This window comes from Campylobacter concisus UNSWCS, assembly GCF_000466685.1.
Classification (GTDB): domain Bacteria; phylum Campylobacterota; class Campylobacteria; order Campylobacterales; family Campylobacteraceae; genus Campylobacter_A; species Campylobacter_A concisus_A.
Genome location: NZ_ANNG01000017.1, coordinates 38817 through 57632, shown reverse-complemented (window position 1 = coordinate 57632; position 18816 = coordinate 38817). Strand labels below are relative to the sequence as shown.

Here is an 18816-nt window from a genome sequence, read left to right as displayed (position 1 = left end):
AGCATTTAAATTTGCTCCTAGTCTATCGATAGGATTTGCAACTAGCTTTTTAAGCAAGAAGATAGATACTATGATAAGAAGCAAGGTAACTATAATGCTTGCTATGATGAAGTTTTTACTAACAACCTTTTGAGGTGTTAAAAAGTCATCAGTAACAGCTGAGCCAAGCACGATCCAGTTTAGCTTGTCAAATGGCTCAAAAGCAACTATGCGTTCAACACCACCAGTATTAGCAAATTCAACACCTTCTTTTTGTTTCGCTATTTTTTCCATAGCAGCTTTAACATCACTACTTAGCTCTTTGCCAGCTTGAGTTGGGTGGATCTCAAATTTGTTAGTTTTTGTATTAAAGATAGAGAAGTATCCATGCTCACCTAACTTCATTTGTGACATTGTTTTTTCAAGGTCTTCTAGACCTTCAGTAAAGTCATAACCTATAAATAAAACTGCTACAACCTCGCCTTTTTCGATAACTGGCTCGTAGCTACATACGTAACTGTGTCCAAAAAGATTAGCTATGCCAATATAGCTCTCTTTATTTATTATCTTTTTATAGGCCTCACTATTTTTATCAAGATATGTACCGTCAGCTCTTTTTCCATTAGAATCTTTTAAAGATGTACTAATTCTTAAAAAACCGCCTTCTGATTTAGCAAATATGGTAGAAATTCCACCATTTGTAGCCTTGCCAAATGCATCAACTAATTCATAGCTATTGTTTAATGTGCCTTTATTATACGATATTAGCTCAAGTGCTTCATGACCAGCAGTTTTAATCATATGCTGATTGGTTGAAATTTTTCCTACAAGCTCTTTTAAAACACTTAAAAATAACTTAGCGTTGTTTTCATTATCTCTGTCAAACAGCTCAACCGTATCCATCGCAAGTGCAACGTCTTGTTTAACTGTAGTTACCACTCCCTCCTTGATCTCACGCTCTAAGATATGTGACGTGTAGAAAACAAAGCATATCATACAGACCGCTAAAACAACAGCAATCGTTGCTGAAACTTTTACCAAAATACTACGTAAATTCATCTCATCCCTCCATGCTATTAATTTTTCATCTTAATTATACTCCTATTTTAAATGAAAAAATGTAGAAAAACGCATATTTAATAATATTTTTTAAATTTACATTAATTTTATATTTATAATTATTACTTTTATAACACAAATTTTAAAAAATAAAGTTAAAAACCTTGATAGTAATACTATCAAGGTTAAGTATATTTTTATCACTTTGTGCTATAATCTGCCAAAAATTTAAAACAAGGAAAATAAAATGGCAGATAAATTTGAATTTCAAACTGAGGTCAATGACCTTTTAAATTTGATGATCCACTCTCTTTACTCAAACAAAGAGATATTTTTAAGAGAGCTCATATCAAACTCAAACGACGCGCTTGACAAGCTAAACTACCTATGCTTGACTGATGAAAAGTATAAAAGTTTAAGCTACACTCCAAGGATCGACATCAAAGTAGATGAAAAAGCTAAGACTTTAACCATCAGCGACAACGGTATCGGCATGGATAAAGACGAGCTTATCGCAAATTTAGGCACCATTGCAAGAAGTGGCACAAAAGGCTTTATGCAAAGCTTAAGCGGCGATGCCAAAAAAGATAGCTCGCTGATCGGCCAGTTTGGCGTGGGCTTTTACTCAGCATTTATGGTGGCAAGCAAGATCGAAGTCATAAGCAAACGAGCACTAAGTGAGAAGGCCTATAAATGGACATCTGATGCAAAAAGCTACGAGATCGAAGATGCTAAAAAAGATGGCTTTGGTACGGATATAATCCTCCATTTAAATGACGATGAATTTGCAAATTCTTGGCGCATCGAAGAGATAGTTAAAAAGTATTCAAACCACATCCCTTATCCTATATTTATGGATAAAGAGAGCTATGTCGCACCAAAAGAAGGCGAAAAAGAGGGCACTTATGAGACTAAAAACGAGCAGATAAATAAGGCAAATGCGCTTTGGAGACTAAATAAAGCCAGCTTAAAAGAGCAAGACTACAACGACTTTTATAAGCAAATTTCACATGACAGCAGTGATCCGCTTCTTTATATCCACACAAAAGCTGAGGGCAAGATCGAGTACTCGACGCTATTTTATGTGCCAAGCACTGAGCCGTTTGACCTCTTTAGGGTTGATTATCAAAGTGGCGTGAAGCTCTATGTGAAGAGGGTTTTTATAACTGACGATGCAAAAGAGCTTTTGCCACCTTATCTAAGATTTATCAAAGGTGTGATCGACGTTGAAGACCTACCGCTAAACGTTAGCCGTGAAATTTTACAAGAAAATGCGATCATGCGAACCGTTAAAGAGCAGAGTGTGAAGAAAATTTTAAGCGAACTTGCAAAAGTAAAAGATAATGACCGCGAAAAATACATAAAATTTTACAAACTATTTGGCAAGGTTTTAAAAGAGGGACTTTACGGTTTTAACGCTGAAAAAGAGCAAATTTTGGATCTTTGCCTATTTAAAAGCTCAAAAAGAGATGGGCTTATCAGCCTAAAAGAGTACAAAGAGGTGATGAAAGAGGATCAAAAGTCGATTTACTATATCAGCGGCAACAACGAAAATATGCTAAGAAATTCACCGCTTCTTGAGAGCTTTAAGAAAAACGACATAGAAGTGTTAATAATGGACGAAGAGATCGACACGATCGTCATACCAATGGTCAATGAATTTGACAAAACACCTCTAAAATCAGTCTCACACGCTGATATAAACGACGAGATCAAAAACGATGAGAAGGTCGATGAGAGCAAGGTCGCAAACACGCTTATTAAGATGAAAGAGATATTAAAAGACGAAGTTAAAGACGTTAGGCTAAGCTCAAGGCTCTCAAGCTCGGCTGCGGTGCTAATATATGATAAAAACGACCCTGATTACGCTATGCAAGAGATGTTAAAACAGATGGGACAAGGCGCAAATGCTCCAAAAGTTAAGCCGATCTTGGAGATAAATGCTGATCATGAAATTTTTGCCAAACTTGAGAAAAACGAGGCGATGGTTTATGACATAGCACCTTTGCTTCTTGATATGGCAAGGCTAAATGAGGGCATGAGCCTAGAAAATCCAGCTAAATTTTCAGAACTTCTAACAAAAGTGATGATAAAAGCTATATAAAATTTGTAAGCCCAAAGAAATTTGGGCTTTACTTAGCTTTTATATTTTTAAATTTAAAGCACATCAATATTAATGCGACTTAATCCATTTGAAAAGCCATACGCATAGCGTCTTGGTAAGAAAATTTCTATCTTAGCGTTCTTCACAACGGCTTCATACTCGCAAATAAAACGTTCATTACCGCTATCAACTATATTTAAATTTTTATCTAATTTTGGAGAAATTCTACTAAATAACTGCCATTTGACACGGCTTGCATCCTTAACACCTGTAGGTGCATTTACATTTATAGTGGCGTTTCCTTCACAGCATCCTATATGTGTAATAGCATAATCAAAAAAAAGATGTGGCGCTATCTTTTTAGCATCCATAAAACCAAAAATTCTATCGTGCATTAGCACGCTTTGTCTTGCATAAGGCCAAATTTTGCCTCTAAGAAAAAATTGATCATCATATCTGCCATCTATTTTTGCATATTTAAAATAATCAGTCATTAAATCTTTCATATTAAACAAACCAGCTCTCATGCCCCATGTGCCAGCAAGGATAAGTTCGGTATGAGATGAGCCGTCACGAATTATGTGAAATAACTTATCGCTTTGCTGCCACTCATTTACACACCATGCTTCGCGCTCAGATATCACGCTATCAGCATCGCGAAAGACTACAAATTTAGCATTTTCATCATCTGCTGCTAAAAATCTCCACAATATTTTTGGAAATTTCTTCATCTCATCATCAGCTATAACTATCTCGCTACCCTGCTCTTTTAATCTTTTAACTATCGTTTCTGGCACACTTTCATCAATGTAAAAACGACAAATCCAATTTTCTGGATAAATTTCTCTTACTAATTGTGCATTCAAGATGGCTGTTTCGCAGTAATATGAACTTGAGCCAAAAAGCGTAAAAGAAATGATATTTTTTGTGCGATTTGACTCATCTTTTACTTGCGGCAATGCAGGCAATTTGCCTCCTAGTGAGGTCATTACCATTGCATCTCTTATCTCAAGGGCACGCTTTCCAAATTCTCCACATTTTTGCCAATCACCTTTATATCCATATGCATGAGCCAAAGTATCACATGCATTTAAATTATTTGGGTTTAACTTGATGGTTTTTAGTCCAAATTCTATGGCTTTGTCAAAGTCAAATAACCTTATAAGTGCAGCATTTAAAATTTCAAGAGTTTTTATATTTTGTGGTGCGATATTGTAAGCTTTTTGTGCAGTTGCAACTGCCTTTTTTAGATCACCTTTTCTTGCATATGCCATTGCATCATCTTGAAATTTACTGATCATTGCAGCAATATTATTGCCAAATTTTGGTATAGCCATTTTTATCCTTGGTATTAATTTTACAAATTATAGTAGAAATTTTAAAAATAAGTAAATTTGATTTTGGCGTTAAAGTAGAGTGTGAGCCAAAGCTCACACAAATTTAAATTTACGCTATCTTGCTAGCGTCGATGATGTTTAGATCAAGACCTAGCTCTTCGACAGATAGGCCAAGTGCAAGGCCTACAAGCTGAGAGAGGTGGATGATAGGTTTTCTAACATCTGAGTGGTTCTCATCTTGATATCTCTCTTGATAGATGTCAAGTTGCATTTGGCAAAGTGGGCACGGAGTGACAACTACGTCTGCGCCATTTTGATCAGCGTTATTTACGATCTGGCTTGACATTTTTCTTACTGATTTTCCAGCTGGATAGCTAGCGTGGAAGCCGCAGCAGTCAAGTCTTTTCTCAAATGGCACGATAGTAGCACCAAGTGCGCTTACAACAGTTTCAAAGCTCTTTGGATTGACTGAGCTTTCTCTGTTATGTAGATCTTTTTCAGGTCTTAGGCTGTGGCAGCCGTAAAATAGCGCTACTTTTAGTCCGCTAAGTGGTTTAACAACCTTTGCTCTTAGCGTATCGACATTTTGGTAAAGCTCCCAAAGAAGGCTTGTTACCTCAGATGTACCATTATATTTCATATTGCCTTCAGCTAGAAATGTATTTATACGATCTTTTGCACCCTTATCAAGCGTGCTTTTAGCTCTTGTTAGAGTTAGCATACAGGTTGAGCATGTCGTAAGCATCGGCATATTCATCTGCTCTGCAAGCGCTATGTTTCTAGCATTTGCTACAAGTGCAGCCATAGGATCTACGTCTTGTGCTTGTTGAGCACCACAGCAGCTCCAGCCCTTTATCTCGTGAAGCTTCCAGCCAAGTACTGGAGCGATGGCCTCAAGCGACATCTTAGCCTCTTTAGCTGCTTGAGTGAGTACGCATCCTGGGAAAAAAGCGAATTCATTTTGCATAATTACTCCTTACTAGCAGCTTTGCGAGCCGCATTTATCATTTTTACTAGATCATCATGACCCTCTATGTCTTCTTCGCCAAATACATGAAGCGGATTCATCTTGCCAGCAAGCATTAAGTTTGCAGCGATGTCTAGTTTGCCCATATTTTTGATAACGCCTTCTGAACGAAGCGCAAGTCTAACCTCATTTAGTCTGCCTGAGCCATCAACTAGATCGGTTAAGAACGCCTCAGCGTGATCTGGTCCCATGCCCTCATTAAAGCCTTTTTGTATAGCCATGATACGAAGATCAGTTATGTCGCCGCATGCACTTATGCCTTTTGGACAGCGATCAGCACACTCTTGGCATTTTACACACATCCAAAGGCCATTATCGATAGCTGGTTTTAGGTGTGGCATAGGATCTTTGCTACGTGAGTCAAAGGCAGCTCTATAAGCATGCACAAAGACAAATGGCTGCATATAATCACTCGCGTCTGCTTCAAGTTTATTACACTCGCTAGCGCATGCACCGCAAAGTATGCAGTCCCATTCAAGTGCGACTTTGTCGTACTCTTTTTGGCTTTGCTTACAGCCTTTTGCAGCGCTAAATTCTGGCTTAGCAGTGATGCTTGGTTTGATCTTGCGTAAATTTTCGATACTTGGCTCCCAATCCACCATAAGATCTGAAATAACCTTAAAATTTCCAAGTGGTGAAATTCTAATAGTATCTGGATTGCCATACTCAGCCAAAAGCTCGTTCATCTTTGTATCGCAAGCTAGATATGAGTGACCATTTACTCTAACAGCGCACGCACCGCATATCGCTGAGCGGCAAGATGCTGTGAAATTTAACGTCGCATCCTTTTTTTGTTTGATGTTAAAAAGCACCGTTAAAAGAGTTTTGCCTTTGATCTCTTCATTTGTTAGCTCATAAGTTGATTCATATTTTTTAGTTCCGTCAAAACGGTCGATAATAATTTTCATCCTAGCTCCTTACTCTGGCTTCTTGCCGTCAAGTGAAAATATGCCTGTCACAACGTCTTTGTAGCTAAGTTCAAGCTTGCCGTCTTTTAGTGTGACTATGCTGTGTTTTAAGAAATTTACATCATCTCTTTTTGGATAGTCCTCTCTTGTGTGAGCACCACGGCTCTCAAGACGATTTTGCGCTGCAAGACATGCTGCACGAGAAAGAAGTATAAGGTTGCCAAGCTCGACATAGTCGGTAAATGCTGTGTTCATAACTGGGTTTTGATTTGGCACTTTGATGGTGTCATATTTTGCTTGGATAGCTTCTAGGTTTTTAGAGAGCTGATCAAGTTTAGCACCAGTTCTAAAGATACCCATTAGATCCCAGTTATTTTTACCAAGCTCTTCACGAAGTGCGTACATATCATTTACGCCACCCTCGCCTGTTGCGATAGATTTAAATTTATCTTGCCACATTTTTGCTAGCTCAGAAGTTTTCTTACCGCTTGCAAATTTTGCATTTTGAGCGTAAGCACCAGCACCTTTGCCAGCTAGATCGCCAGTTACAACTGCGTCAGTTAGGCTGTTACCACCAAGGCGGTTTGCACCGTGGATAGATACGCATGAAGCCTCGCCACCTACATAAATTCCAGGGATTTTTGTGCTCATATCATCAAATTTAGCTACCTCTATACCACCCATTGAGTAGTGAGCTGTTGGGCGGATAGGCACTGGTTGCTCGATAAGGTCGATGTCTTGGAAAAGCATAGCAGTGTGGCGAATTTTTGGAAGCTTTTTCATGATAGTATCTTTGCCAAGATGACGAACATCGCAAAGCACATAAGCACTCATACCCTCGCCAAAGCCTCTACCCTCGCGAATTTCTGTCTCGATAGCACGAGCGACGACGTCACGAGGAGCTAGCTCCATCTTTTCGTGATAGTTTTTCATAAAGCGCTCGCCCTTGTTGTTTAGCAAGTAACCACCCTCGCCACGAGCAGCTTCTGTGATAAGCGTACCGCCATTTTGAACGCCAGTTGGGTGAAACTGAAGCATCTCAGGGTCTTCAAAACCAAGACCTACTTTAAGCGCAGCAGCTATGCCATCGCCTGTTGCTATAAATGGAACTGATGTGCGGTTATAGAAAATTCTAGTGTATCCGCCAGTTGCAATGACTAGAGATTTGCAAAGAACTGGGTAAATTTGACCATCTTGGATGTTGCGAAGAACGACGCCTTCAACTTTGCCGTCCTCAAGACCGATCTCAAGTAGCTCATGGTCCATTAGAAATTTAACTCCAGCTGTGATAGCGTCGTCAAGACAGGCGTGCATCAAAACGTGACCGGTTTTATCAGCTGCATAGTTACAGCGTTTTTTACTAGCGCCACCCATAAAACGAAATGCCACGTCGCCATTATCTTTACGAGAAAAGAGCATGCCGTTGTAGTCTAGCTCGTGGATGACTGCGCCTGCTGCCTCGCAAAATTTCACAACTGCATCTTGATCAGCAAGATATGCTGCACCTTTTACGGTGTCATAAGCGTGAAGCTTGAAGCTGTCGCCGTTGCTAAAGTCAGTAACGCCGTTTATGCCACCCTCTGCCATACAGGTCGCATTACGTGATGGCATCATCTTTGTAGCGACAACGACGGTTGAGTTTGGATATTGCTTGCGAACGGCTGTTGCTGCACGAAGTCCAGCACCGCCAGAGCCGATTATTAGCACATCAACAGATGGCAAGCCATTTTCATTGCCCTTTGGCAACTCACCAGCAAAAACATTGGTCGCACCAGCTGTTGTAGCTAATGCACCTACACTGATACAGGCGCTTTGTAGAAATTCTCTTCTGGTAAATTTTTCACTCATTGATAACTTCCTATTTTAATAAGTTTATTAGCGTCAAAAAACGCACCGCCAGTTCATTTCTTAATATTTTTTAAAACAACTATATTAATAAAAAAATTAATAATGAAACTTTACATAAAATTTACTTAAAAGAAACATAAAGATTTATTTTAGGTTATATAGTGAGATTTAATAGCTAAAATCATTTAGTAAAAAACCATTTTATCGTATTTGTAGCTACTACTTATAAATTTATTATTTCGATAAAGATAAAAATAATATTATCTCGCAATATATTAATAAAAATAGATAAGATGTTATAAAATAGCCAATTTTACGCATCTTTGAGGATATTACTTAAAATTAAATAAATAATTAAAACTAATAAATTTAAATGGGATAAAAATCGTATGATTATCAAAAATCATATAAATTTGTAAATTTTTGATAGCTAGAGAGTAAAATAATAGATAGCCCCATAGTGTCTGACTGAGAAAATGAAGCTTAAATTTATATCAAATATCTCAATGTCATCAAGTGACGGATACCAGATATCGCTAAAAAATTTAAAGAGATCATCAAAGCGTAAAATATCAATACTCTCAAATTTATTAAAATTTATGCAAATTTCATTTGGCTTGGCGATGCCAAGCTTGCTAAAAGCGGTCTTGAGATTAAAATTTTCTTCGTCCGCATTAAAGCCATCAAGCTTGCTAAATTTATCTATCTTAAAAAACTCATCTATATTATCTAGGCTAAATTTATGAAGTAAATTTTCTCTTATCTTTAAGCACTCATCATATGGCAAGCTCCTAACTATCGGCATCTCAAAGCCATATTCTTTGCGGAAATTTTCTAGTTTTATCTGATCCATTTTGTGAGGTTTTGGCTAAATTTAAATTTAGCCAAAAATTTATTTTAAAAGCTCTTTTGCGTATTTTAGGCCTAGCTCGTAAGCTTTAGCATTTGCCTCTTTGACCTTAGCTGGCACGCTTGCTAGCATCTCTTCACGCACTAAATTTTCATCCATGCACCTACTCATCGCCACAGCCACACCAAGAGCCACGACGCTTTGAGTGATGACGTTACCAACCTCGTCTTTTGCGATAGAGATGATAGGAATTTCATAAATTTTCCAGCGCTTTTTGTCCTCATCGCTCACTTTTACCAAATTTGGCTCGACAACGATCGCACCGCCCTCTTTCACGCCGCTTTTAAAGGCGTTGTAGCTTATCTGCGCAGTGGCAAGCATGAAGTCTATCTCGCCCTCGTTTGCGTAAGGGTATAAAATTTCTTTCTCATCAAGTATGATATCGACCTTCGTTGGACCGCCACGCACCTGAGATGTGTAGGTAGAGGCCTTGACGCCATATCCACCTGCTTTTATCTTGGCGGCTGAGAGGATCTCGCCTGCTAGTATGACGCCCTGTCCGCCAACGCCGACAAATCTTAATTGTGACTTCATGCTAGCTCCTCAAAATTTATCGCTTCATTGCTCATAGCAGCCTTTCTTACCTTGTCGTAAGCTTTGGTGTATTCGATCTTTTCTTCATCTTTGTGAAGCACGCCAAGTGGGAAAATGCCCTTTTTCTCTTCGTCACTCAGCATGTCAAATTTGACCTTGCTCGTCGTGCGGCCCTTTATCCACTCTAAATTTTTCACCGCCTCGCCCATTTTGTTCTTGCGGCCTAAATTTATATGGCAGTTTGAAAATACATCAAAAAAGCTGTATCCATCGTGGCTAAAGCCCTCTACAAAGAGCTTTGTAAGCTTCTCTGGCTCGATGACGCTACCACGTGCGACAAAGCTAGCACCTGCGGCAGTTGCGAGCTTACAGGCGTCAAAGCTAGGATCGATGTTGCCGTATTGCGCTGTGACCGTCCACATGCCCTTTGGCGTGGTTGGGCTGGTTTGCGAGTTGGTTAGCGCGTAGATAAAGTTGTTGATTAAGATGTGATTTAGCCCGATATTTCGGCGGCATCCATGTATCGTGTGGTTGCCTCCAATCGCTAGTCCGTCGCCATCGCCAGTTACTACGATGACGTGCTTGTCTGGGTTTGCCATCTTTACACCAGTCGCGTAGGCTACGGCTCTGCCGTGAGTTGTGTGGATGGTGTTGCAGTCAAGATATCCGCTAAAGCGACCAGAGCAGCCTATGCCTGAGACCACGCAAACGTCGTTCATGTCCCAACCCATGGTATCGATAGCGCGGATGAGCGCCTTTAGTATGACGCCGTCGCCACAGCCCCAGCACCAAAGAGTAGGCATTTTATCTGTTCGTAAATATTTATCATAATTAAAAGCCATAAATTTCTCCTATCTTCGCCTCGATCTCGCTTGGGCTTATCGGTCTGCCATTTGCTTTTAGCAGTTTTGCAAAGTCATCTCTTAAGATGATCTTTGAAATTTCGCCACTATATTGACCTAAATTTAGCTCGCAGACCAAAATTTTCTTAAATTTATCTGATATCTCTTTTAGCTTTTTAGCTGGAGCTGGAAAAAGTGTGAGTGGCTTAAACAGCCCTACTTTTAGCCCTTTTTCACGTAAATTTAGTATCGCTTGCTTAGCTGAAAGCGCCACGCTACCAAAGGCTATGATACAAATTTCAGCGTCATTTAGCATAAACTCTTCAAATTTCTCGCACTCATCAGTGTGTAAATTTATCTTGTTAAACAGCCTATTCATTGAGTATTCAACGATCTTGCCATCTTCTGTTGGAAAGCCAGTAGCGCCGTGATGAAGCCCAGTTATATGGTAGTGATAGCCTTTAAAGAAAGGATTTAGCGTAGCTGGCGCGTCTGGTGCTGCCTCGTAGGGTTTATACTCTTTTGGCTCGCCATTAAATTCTCTTCTTTTATAAATTTCTAGCTCGCTGATTTCAGGCAAACTAACCCTTGCTTGCATGTGACCTATCGTCTCATCAAGCAATAACATAACTGGTGTCATAAACCTAGCTGCGAGATTAAAGGCGCGAACCGTCTGCGTATAGCACTCCTCTAGGCTACTAGGGGCTAGCACTATCATATTTACATCGCCATGAGTTGGGTTTTTAGCCTGCAAGATATCGCCTTGCGCGACGCGGGTTGGTAGGCCAGTTGAAGGGCCACCGCGCATGACATTTACGATGACAAGCGGTATCTCAGCGATAAAGCCAAGGCCTATTTGCTCAGCCTTTAGTGAAATTCCAGGACCAGAACTTGCAGTCATCGCCTTAGCACCGCTCGCACTTGCGCCAAGAGCTACTGAAATTCCAGCTATCTCATCTTCCATCTGTATAAATGTGCCGCCATGTTTTGGCAAAAGCACGCTTAGCTCGTGTGCGATCTCACTACTTGGAGTGATGGGATATCCGCCAAAGAAGTTACAGCCGCACTCGACCGCAGCCCTTGCTACTAGGGCATTTCCAGTTGATACTACCTCTCTCATGCGCTCTCTCCAAGTTTTGCAAATTTATTTGCCTTTACGGCTGCAGCTCGCTCTTTGCTTTCAGGCGTTAGCTTTGCAAATTTAAAGCCTTTATCAGCCACATAAATGGCAAAATCAGGACAGTGAAGCTCACAGTCACGGCATCCTATGCATGAGTCAGCATAGACCACCTCTATCATCTTGCCAAGCACCGCCTTTGGCTCAAGCCTCATACCTAGCACGCCTGCTGGGCAGTAGCTCACGCAGACATCACAGGCCTTACACCTGCTCTCATCAACCCAAACTGGGACATTTTCTTTTAAGATCATATATCTTCCTACTCTAAGTTTTCTTTTAAAAATTTGATATTTTTTCTAATCTCAGCTTCACTTTTGTTTAGTTGCTCTTGCTCGTCTTCGTCTAAATTTAGCTCTAAAATTTCTTTTAAACCATCACGTCCAAGCCTTACTAGCCTGCCGCAACTTAACTCATCGTCTATTAGCACGCTAGCGCTTATTATCTCATCGCTCTTGCCAACGATCATCTCGCACATCTTCACAGCTGCAGCCGCTGGCGCGTAGTAAGCCGAAGTGCCAAGAAGCTTAACTATCTTTGCACCGCCAGTGCTTGTCTCTTTTTTGAGCACTTTTAGCTCATTTTCATTTAAATTTTCGCTTATGTTGCTAGCTGATACGATCATCTTGTCATTGTGAGCGCCGACGATCTTTGCTCTTAGCTTGCTAGGGTCCTTATCTTTTAAAAGCGCTAGCTCATATCTGCACCTTGCGCTATCTAGCTCGCCAGCCATGCCGATCACTTTGTTTTTGCTAAAACCGCTAAATTTATGTGCCGTCCAGACCATCACATCAAGCGGATTTGTGACGACTATTATCACTGCGTTTTTGGCAAACTCAGCTATCTTTTGCGCTGTTTGCTTTACGACAACGGCGTTTTTAAGTAGCAGATCTTCTCTAGTTTGGCCCTCTTTTCTTGGGCTTCCAGCTGTGACTATGACGATGTCACTGCCCTCAATTAGCACAAAATCATCGCCACCACAAACGCTAGTTTTAGCGTTAAAGACGCAGCTTGACTGCGCTAGATCGATCGCTTTTGCGCGCGCCACGTCGCCAAAGATATCTACAAGCGCGATCTCATCGCAAAGCTCTCTCATGCAAAGCGCATAAGCTATGCTAGCACCGACGTTTCCAGCTCCAACTACACTTATTTTCATATCTTATCCTATTATTTGATTTAAAATTTCACTTGGTCTCATGACCTCATTTGCTCTTGCTTCATCTAGCAGGTAATATCCACCAAATTCCACGCTTGCACCATCTTTTTCTCTGATCTGCTTTAGAATTTCGCTCTCATTTTTCTCTAGCTCGTCTGCTAAATTTTCAAAAATTTTACTTAAAATCCCGCCACTTTTTGCCATCTCTCTTGCCCAAAAAAGTGCCAAATAAAAGTGCGACTCTCTAGTATCAAGAGTGGCATTTGGAGTTTTATTTTCGTCCAAATAGCTAGCAACAGCTCTATTTAGCGCGTCACTTAGCTCTTTTGCCTCTTTTTTTTGCCTAAAAAACGCTAAATGTTCAAGCGAAGCACTAAGCGCCAAAAACTCGCCTAAGCTATCCCAAAGCAGGTGATTTCTCTCTTTTAGCTCTTTTACAAGCGTCGGAGCCGTTCCGCCAGCTCCTGTCTCAAACATCGCTCCACCAGCGAGTAGTGGCACAACTGAGAGCATTTTTGAGCTGCCACCTAGCTCAAATATCGGGAAAAGATCGGTTAGATAGTCTCTTAAAACGTTGCCAGTGACGCCTATGACGTCTTTGCCAGCTCTTATTGCTTCAAGCGATCTTATAGTCGCTTGCTCGTAGTTTAAAATTTCAAATTTCACGCCAGCACTAGTAAAATTATCTCTAAATTTTTCAAATTTAGCTATCAAATTTCTATCGTGAGCGCGGCTGCTATCTAGCCAAAATATAAGCTCATCTTTTGAAATTTCGCCTCTTTTTAAAGCAAGCTCAAACCACGCATTTATCGCGTCTTCTTTGGCCTGCGTCATCCGAAAAATGTCGCCACTTTTAACGCTAAATTTAAAGACACTCTCGCCAGCTTCGTTACAAACAACAAATTCTCCGTCCTCTTTTGCGATGAAAGTCTTATCGTGGCTGCCATATTCTTCGGCCTTTTTAGCCATAAGCCCCACGTTTGCCACGCTGCCGATCTTGCTTACATCAAGCGCGCCATGCTCCTTAAAGTCCGCCACGCAGGCCTCATAAACTCTAGCGTAGGTCCTATCTGGGATCATACAAAGCGAGAAATTTAGCTCGCCACTTCTATCTTTTACCTTGCCAGAGTTTCTAATGAGCGCAGGCACTGAGGCATCGATGATGACGTCATTTGGCACGTCAAAGTTGCTGGCACTTTCATTTAGTGCCCAAATTTTTGCCTTTTTGCTCAAAATTTCATCAAATTTAGCCAAAATTTTATCTTTATTTTTAAGCTGAGAAATTTTAGCAAACATATCTTTTAAGCCGTTTTTCGCCTCAACGCCGTGGGTTTTAAACTCCTCATCAAATAGCTCAAAAACCTCTTTAAAATAGCTCTTTATCGCGTGAGCAAAGATGACTGGGTCACTAACCTTCATCATCGTGCATTTTAGATGAAGGCTAAGGGTTAAATTTTCTTTTTTTGCCTCGTCAAAGCAGCTTTCATAAAATTTATCTAGCTCATCTACGCTTAAAAAGGTAGCGTCTACGACCTCGCCACTTTGAACGGCAAGCTCTTTTAAAAGCTCTTTTTTGCCATCTAAACTTATGAAATTTATATAAAATTTCTCATCTTTTTCTGCGATGATTGAGCGCTCATTTTCATAAAAATCGCCCTTTTGCATGTAGCAAATTTTAGTTTTATTCGCCTTGTCCCAGTTGCCATTACTATGTGGATGCTTTTTGGCAAATTCTTTAACCGGAGGCAAGACTCTTCTGTCTGAGTTTCCTTGTCTTAGCACTGGATTTACCGCACTTCCAAGCACTTTTGCATATTTTTTAGCGACCTCTTCGTCGTAGTCTGTGATGATCTCGTCTGGATAAAATGGCACGTTTATGCCCTTGCTTCTAAGCTCATCAATGGCCGCTTTTAGCTGAACGAGCGTGGCTGAGATGTTTGGCAGTTTTATGATATTTGCCTCTTTGTGCGCGGTTAGCTCACCCAAAAGCTCTAGCTCGTCGGCCTTGTTTAGCCCAAGCTCTTTGCTAAAAAGAGATAAAATTCGCCCAGCAAGGCTTATGTCAGCCCTAGTTATGCTAATGCCAGCGCGTGATAAAAAGCTCTTAACGATAGGAAAGAGAGAGTAGCTTGCAAATAGCGGTGCTTCGTCGGTTTTAGTCCAGATAATGTCACTCATTTTAGCCCTTTTGATTTTTTGAAATTTATCACGTTTTTTATTAAAGCTAGTTGTATTTTAGCCCTATTTTGCGATATTTTGATTGTGCTCGCTTAAGGTTTTTGAAAAAATGTGTTTTTTCGCCTTTTTATCAAGCACAAAGTATAGATAATCGCTCTTTGCAGGGTTTATCGCCGCTTTTATCGCATTTATCGAGACCGAGCAGACTGGGCTTGGCGGTATGCCGTCGTTTAGATAGGTGTTAAACTCGCTCATATCGCTTCTTATGCGCTCAGCCGTGATCACATCGTGCGAGTAGATGCCATAATTTAGCGTGCCATCCATCTGCAGCCTCATGCCCTTATCTAGGCGGTTGTAGATGACTGAGGCGACAAGTGGCATCTCGGCGTCATTTGCAGCCTCTTTTTGGATGATTGAAGCGATGGTTAAAATTTTAAACCACTTTTTCTCGTTGTATTCGCCAAAAATTTTTCTGCTGATCTCGCTTTGCGCCTTTTTGGATGAATTTACGAGGTAATATGCTAGATGCCTCTCGCTGATGCCAACTGGGATCTTATAAGTATTTGGCATCAAAAAGCCATCAGCGACTGGCGCAAGGGCGTTATACTCGCTATTTAGTTTAGCTCCGTCAAGCCCAAGCTGGGCTGCTATCTGGTTTAAAAAAACGATCGTAGTCTCACCAGGTATTAGCGTGATCTCGGTCATCGCTGCCTTTGCCTTGGCTAATTTTTTTAAAAAATCAACCCTTGAAATTTTATCTTTGCCTATCTCGATCCAGCCAGACTGAGGCGAGCCGATGAAGCGCATGGCATACTTGTCGATCGTGCTTAAGTTAAAGTTGCGATTAGCTAAATAAGATATAATCTCGCCCACACTTCCCTTTGGCACAAAGACGACTTTGCTCGTGTTTATGGGGCGTGCCAAATAGACAAATACACTTAGGACGACGATGAGTACGATATCAAAGAAAATATCTAGGTATGGCTTTTTTATAAAATTTTTTATCATTTTAATTCTTTCGCTTCTTTTGCTTTTAAAATACGGCATAAAAATTAACGATTTCGAGTTTTACGGCGTAAAGTTGGAGCAATTATATATAAAGTTAGATAAAAAATTAATTGTAAGAGCAAAGCAGATTAAGCTACCAAGCTTTAAAAAAGACGTGGCGCAAAAAAGTAGCGATGAGAGACTTTTAAACCTTAGTCAAGGCGTTGATTATCTTGAGACCTTTTTTCAAGAAATTTCACTTGAGAGCGTGCAAATCGGCGATGATTTTAAGATCAAAATTTTATTTTTAGATGATATATTTTTCGTTGATAGCCCTTATCTAAACATCGATATCAAATTTCAAAACGAGCAGCAAGATGGCGTCGATCGCTTTATAGTAAGAAATTTAAGCCTTAAAGATTTTAACGTAAGCATCAGCGGCGAGGGCAGTGCAAATTTTGACAAGGATGACTATAAATTTGATGGAAATTTCACCTCGCACGAGCTAAATGGCAAGCTTAGCTTTGCCTTAAAAGATACGCTTTTAACCTACAAAGCCTATGACGTAAATGCTGGCAGCATAAAGGACTTCATCGCTGAGCTTGATAGTCGCATACATCTAAACAGCGAGGTTAAAAACTGGATATATGGCTACATCGTGGCTGATGACTATCACCTAAATGAGATAAATGGCAAGGCTGACCTTAAAAAAAATGATCTTTTCTTAAACGAGCTAAATGCGACTGCAAATGCCAAAAATTTACTTGTTAAATTTGATAAAGGCTTGCCAGCCGTAAATGTCGCTGAGGCAAACATCACGCTTAATAACTCAAAGCTTAAATTTGACCTTACAGCTCCAGTTTATAAAGGCAAAAAGCTTGATGGCTCAAATGTTGCTATAAACAACATCTTTGATGAAAAAAGTGCAAATTTAGAGCTTTTTATAAAGACAAATTCTATTTACGATGAGGCGATAAATGAGATATTAAGAGCTTATAAGATCAACGTGCCAGTTAGGCAGCTAAGCGGCAAAATGGACGCTGGCTTAAAAATTTTGATAAAGCTTGATGAAAAGAGCTTAGAAAATTTTGATGAAAAAAGCGTCATCGCAAATGGCGATTTTAAGATAAGTGATGCGGTTTTAGATATCGCTGGGAGTAAATTTAACGCTAAAAGTGCCCTTGTAAAGCTTGTAAATACTTCTACGCTAAACATCGATGCAAGCGGCTTTGGGCTTGATTTTTTCAGAGCAAATGCAAAAGCAGATATAAATTTACAAAAAAGCACCGGCGAGATAAAAGGCGTCATAGAAAGCTTTGATTTAAAAGAGAAAAATGATGAAATTTTAGCCTTTAAAAATGAGCCATTTACCGCACTTCTTGACTTTAGTAAGCCAAGTGAGACCACGCTTAGCATTGAGCCTTTTGGACTAAATTTAAGCTTTGGCGATGAGAGCGTGATAGCTACAAAAAATAGCAACTTCATCATGCAAAACTCCCCAGTTTTAAAGCAAAATGGCGTGCTTGGCTTTGAAAATGTGAGCATAAAAAGCAAGGACTTTGTTAATCTTGAAATTTTGGCAAAAGGGCTTAAATTTGACATGCCGTTTTTGGATAAAAATGGCTCAAAATATGATAGTGACGACTTTTTGATCACGGTCTCAAAGGCTGGCGTAAAAGTGCAAAGTGCGAGCAAAAAACTCTCTTTAAATATCGCTGAAAAAGGCATAGAAGCTAAGAGCAACGACCTAGATTTGCTTGTGCTTGATGACAACAGCACAAAAGCGCAAAGCACGCCACTTGAGCTCTTTGCAAAAAATGGCGACATTATCTTGCAAGATCTAAACAAAACCTTGCCATTTACCAGCTTTAGCGCCGAGAAAAAAGGCAAAAGCACCTCGCTAAATGGGCTAGCAAAGCAAGGCAGAGTTGGATATTTTAGCGATGAGAAAAGCATAAATTTAGACGCAACTGATATAAGCGGTGAGTTTATCAATGGTCTTTTAGGCACCAAGAGCTTTGAGGGCGGTAAATTTCGCCTAAAAATGCTTGGAGAAAACTCTAAAAATTTCAAGGCTGAGGTCAGATTTTTTGGCACGTATCTAAAAGACTACATCTTTTATCAAAGACTCTTAAGCTTTTTAAACTCGGTGCCATCGCTTCTTAGCTTTAAAACGCCTGACTTTAACGACAAGGGTTTTACTGTTAAAAACGGTAAAATTTTACTTACTAGAAAGGGCGACGTGATCGAGTTTTTAGCGATTGAGATGATAGGCACGAGCGCAGATATCGGCGGACGTGGCACGATCGATCTAAAGAGCAAAAAGATAAACATCGATCTTGAGCTAAAGATACTAAAAGACGCAAGCGGTATCATCGACAAGATCCCACTTATCAACCAAATCATCCTTGGCAAAGACCGCTCGCTCTCAACCGTCATCGCCATACGTGGCACAACTGAAAAGCCAGAATACTCGACGCAGATCTTGCAAGATGCTCTACTCTCGCCACTAAAGATCATAAGAAACGTTCTGCAGGCTCCGTTTTTGATATTTGAGTAAAAAGCGTTAAGCAAAAAATAATTATTGTTTAGTATAATTTCGGCGAAGTTCACGGCGGAGCTTATTATCCGCCACTCATTCTAAGTATCTTGCCAGATCCTCATCAAAACAAAACAACGCATCATTAATAAAATCTTCTAACATTTGCGGATCAATGCCTACTAAAGTTTTACCAACACGAGTTGAAATTCTCGGCGTTTGATCGTCATTTAG

The 18816-nt window shown here is 40.1% G+C and carries 15 protein-coding genes; 2 read left to right on the top strand and 13 right to left on the bottom strand.

What is annotated here, in order from left to right:
* Window positions 1–1038 (bottom strand): Cache 3/Cache 2 fusion domain-containing protein (locus UNSWCS_RS05345; RefSeq protein WP_035143551.1); only part of this gene is annotated, 1038 nt, incomplete at its 3' end.
* 247 nt (window positions 1039–1285) lie between these two features.
* Here UNSWCS_RS05345 and htpG point away from each other — a divergent pair.
* Window positions 1286–3142, top strand: a complete 1857-nt coding sequence (htpG, locus tag UNSWCS_RS05340) for a molecular chaperone HtpG (RefSeq protein ID WP_021087641.1) — start codon at window positions 1286–1288, stop codon at window positions 3140–3142.
* A 53-nt stretch (window positions 3143–3195) separates the two neighbouring features.
* Here the strand turns inward: htpG and UNSWCS_RS05335 are convergent, their stop codons facing one another.
* The 12 genes from UNSWCS_RS05335 to mltG form a co-directional block, all read right to left on the bottom strand.
* Entirely contained in the window at window positions 3196–4479 is a 1284-nt protein-coding gene (locus tag UNSWCS_RS05335; protein WP_021087625.1) for a tetratricopeptide repeat protein, read from the bottom strand.
* A gap of 109 nt (window positions 4480–4588) precedes the next feature.
* Complete coding sequence (gene sdhE / locus UNSWCS_RS05330; RefSeq protein ID WP_021087619.1) at window positions 4589–5446, bottom strand: 8-methylmenaquinol:fumarate reductase membrane anchor subunit; 858 nt, start codon at window positions 5444–5446, stop codon at window positions 4589–4591.
* 2 nt (window positions 5447–5448) lie between these two features.
* Complete coding sequence (gene sdhB / locus UNSWCS_RS05325; RefSeq protein WP_021087624.1) at window positions 5449–6414, bottom strand: 8-methylmenaquinol:fumarate reductase iron-sulfur subunit; 966 nt, start codon at window positions 6412–6414, stop codon at window positions 5449–5451.
* 9 nt (window positions 6415–6423) lie between these two features.
* The gene (gene sdhA / locus UNSWCS_RS05320; RefSeq protein ID WP_021087627.1) at window positions 6424–8262 is read right to left on the bottom strand and encodes an 8-methylmenaquinol:fumarate reductase flavoprotein subunit; all 1839 of its coding nucleotides are present in this window, start codon (window positions 8260–8262) and stop codon (window positions 6424–6426) included.
* 430 nt (window positions 8263–8692) lie between these two features.
* Complete coding sequence (locus UNSWCS_RS05315) at window positions 8693–9115, bottom strand: hypothetical protein (RefSeq protein ID WP_021087622.1); 423 nt, start codon at window positions 9113–9115, stop codon at window positions 8693–8695.
* Between the two features lie 39 nt (window positions 9116–9154).
* Entirely contained in the window at window positions 9155–9706 is a 552-nt protein-coding gene (locus UNSWCS_RS05310; protein ID WP_021087611.1) for a 2-oxoacid:acceptor oxidoreductase family protein, read from the bottom strand.
* The gene (locus tag UNSWCS_RS05305) at window positions 9703–10548 is read right to left on the bottom strand and encodes a 2-oxoglutarate ferredoxin oxidoreductase subunit beta (protein WP_009293868.1); all 846 of its coding nucleotides are present in this window, start codon (window positions 10546–10548) and stop codon (window positions 9703–9705) included. Before UNSWCS_RS05305 ends, UNSWCS_RS05310 begins: the two co-directional genes overlap by 4 nt.
* Window positions 10538–11668, bottom strand: a complete 1131-nt coding sequence (locus tag UNSWCS_RS05300) for a 2-oxoglutarate synthase subunit alpha (protein WP_021087604.1) — start codon at window positions 11666–11668, stop codon at window positions 10538–10540. The genes UNSWCS_RS05305 and UNSWCS_RS05300 overlap by 11 nt, the downstream gene beginning before the upstream one ends.
* The gene (locus UNSWCS_RS05295) at window positions 11665–11976 is read right to left on the bottom strand and encodes a 4Fe-4S dicluster domain-containing protein (protein ID WP_021087617.1); all 312 of its coding nucleotides are present in this window, start codon (window positions 11974–11976) and stop codon (window positions 11665–11667) included. Before UNSWCS_RS05295 ends, UNSWCS_RS05300 begins: the two co-directional genes overlap by 4 nt.
* An 8-nt stretch (window positions 11977–11984) precedes the next feature.
* Window positions 11985–12878, bottom strand: a complete 894-nt coding sequence (locus tag UNSWCS_RS05290) for a lactate/malate family dehydrogenase (protein WP_021087639.1) — start codon at window positions 12876–12878, stop codon at window positions 11985–11987.
* Between the two features lie 3 nt (window positions 12879–12881).
* The gene (locus UNSWCS_RS05285) at window positions 12882–15056 is read right to left on the bottom strand and encodes an NADP-dependent isocitrate dehydrogenase (RefSeq protein ID WP_021087629.1); all 2175 of its coding nucleotides are present in this window, start codon (window positions 15054–15056) and stop codon (window positions 12882–12884) included.
* Window positions 15057–15119: 63 nt separating this feature from the next.
* The gene (mltG, locus tag UNSWCS_RS05280) at window positions 15120–16064 is read right to left on the bottom strand and encodes an endolytic transglycosylase MltG (protein ID WP_021087638.1); all 945 of its coding nucleotides are present in this window, start codon (window positions 16062–16064) and stop codon (window positions 15120–15122) included.
* Between the two features lie 154 nt (window positions 16065–16218).
* On the opposite strand from mltG, the gene UNSWCS_RS05275 reads away from it, so the two are divergent.
* Window positions 16219–18603 (top strand): AsmA-like C-terminal domain-containing protein, encoded by a 2385-nt coding sequence (locus UNSWCS_RS05275; RefSeq protein ID WP_235044387.1) that lies wholly within the window; start codon window positions 16219–16221, stop codon window positions 18601–18603.
* Window positions 18604–18816 lie beyond the last annotated feature (213 nt).

Excerpts from the sequence above, each read along its gene's own strand:
- sdhA (WP_021087627.1), bottom strand. The coding sequence starts at position 8,262 with ATGAGTGAAAAATTTACCAGAAGAGAATTTCTACAAAGCGCCTGTATC.
- htpG (WP_021087641.1), top strand. The coding sequence starts at position 1,286 with ATGGCAGATAAATTTGAATTTCAAACTGAGGTCAATGACCTTTTAAAT.
- UNSWCS_RS05290 (WP_021087639.1), bottom strand. The coding sequence starts at position 12,878 with ATGAAAATAAGTGTAGTTGGAGCTGGAAACGTCGGTGCTAGCATAGCT.
- UNSWCS_RS05300 (WP_021087604.1), bottom strand. The coding sequence starts at position 11,668 with ATGAGAGAGGTAGTATCAACTGGAAATGCCCTAGTAGCAAGGGCTGCG.
- UNSWCS_RS05310 (WP_021087611.1), bottom strand. The coding sequence starts at position 9,706 with ATGAAGTCACAATTAAGATTTGTCGGCGTTGGCGGACAGGGCGTCATA.
- UNSWCS_RS05315 (WP_021087622.1), bottom strand. The coding sequence starts at position 9,115 with ATGGATCAGATAAAACTAGAAAATTTCCGCAAAGAATATGGCTTTGAG.
- sdhB (WP_021087624.1), bottom strand. The coding sequence starts at position 6,414 with ATGAAAATTATTATCGACCGTTTTGACGGAACTAAAAAATATGAATCA.
- UNSWCS_RS05305 (WP_009293868.1), bottom strand. The coding sequence starts at position 10,548 with ATGGCTTTTAATTATGATAAATATTTACGAACAGATAAAATGCCTACT.
- UNSWCS_RS05335 (WP_021087625.1), bottom strand. The coding sequence starts at position 4,479 with ATGGCTATACCAAAATTTGGCAATAATATTGCTGCAATGATCAGTAAA.
- UNSWCS_RS05295 (WP_021087617.1), bottom strand. The coding sequence starts at position 11,976 with ATGATCTTAAAAGAAAATGTCCCAGTTTGGGTTGATGAGAGCAGGTGT.
- mltG (WP_021087638.1), bottom strand. The coding sequence starts at position 16,064 with ATGATAAAAAATTTTATAAAAAAGCCATACCTAGATATTTTCTTTGAT.
- UNSWCS_RS05285 (WP_021087629.1), bottom strand. The coding sequence starts at position 15,056 with ATGAGTGACATTATCTGGACTAAAACCGACGAAGCACCGCTATTTGCA.
- sdhE (WP_021087619.1), bottom strand. The coding sequence starts at position 5,446 with ATGCAAAATGAATTCGCTTTTTTCCCAGGATGCGTACTCACTCAAGCA.